This is a genomic window from Virgibacillus carmonensis (assembly GCF_057836705.1).
Genome location: NZ_JBYQFJ010000270.1, coordinates 1 through 596 on the forward strand (window position 1 = coordinate 1; position 596 = coordinate 596).

Sequence of the window (596 nt, forward strand, 5' to 3'; positions counted from 1 at the left end):
AAAGGAATTGAAATTCACTTTTTAGATAACAAAAAAGGAGAGTGATTTTCCTCCTCTCCAAATCACTTCTTATTGTTTAAAAATAAATTCTTCTCTGTACTGACGGGAATCTTTGCCTTCCTTTGCCCAAGTAACAATAACTTTTAATTTCGTTGCCTGAGTAGATATAGGGAAATTGTGATGTTTGAAAGTTTGTTGGAATTTTAGTTCCTTTCCCGTTACAGTAAATAATTCAAAATCTCTTGATGAATTTGGGTCGTTTCTGTATGCTTCTACTCTCTTCATTTTTATATCTTCATTACCCATATATTTGATATCCATACTGTAAACATTAAAGACATCAGGTTTTGGTTTAAGTTCATCAATTGTAGGCTTATCAATAACCACTTCTCATTCGTTTGCTGATTTTGATGTTGGTAACTGTTCCAGTGACGAAGCTATGCTATTTAAGGGAAATAAAAGTATTGATAAAATTGTGCAAAGCATAGATACCTTAATAAACTTCATAGCCGATTCACCTCCTTTATGATTAGTTTGTTTATCGTTTGGTAATTTATTCTTCAAAGGGAAATTGTTTATATTCAACTATACGAACG

At 31.5% G+C, this 596-nt stretch carries 1 protein-coding gene; it reads right to left on the reverse strand.

Features of this window, described 5'->3' with window-relative positions:
* Nucleotides 1-69: 69 nt before the first annotated feature.
* Nucleotides 70-387, reverse strand: coding sequence for a YozF family protein (locus tag AC3G7N_RS21820; RefSeq protein ID WP_489424219.1), 318 nt, complete (start codon nucleotides 385-387; stop codon nucleotides 70-72).
* Nucleotides 388-596 lie beyond the last annotated feature (209 nt).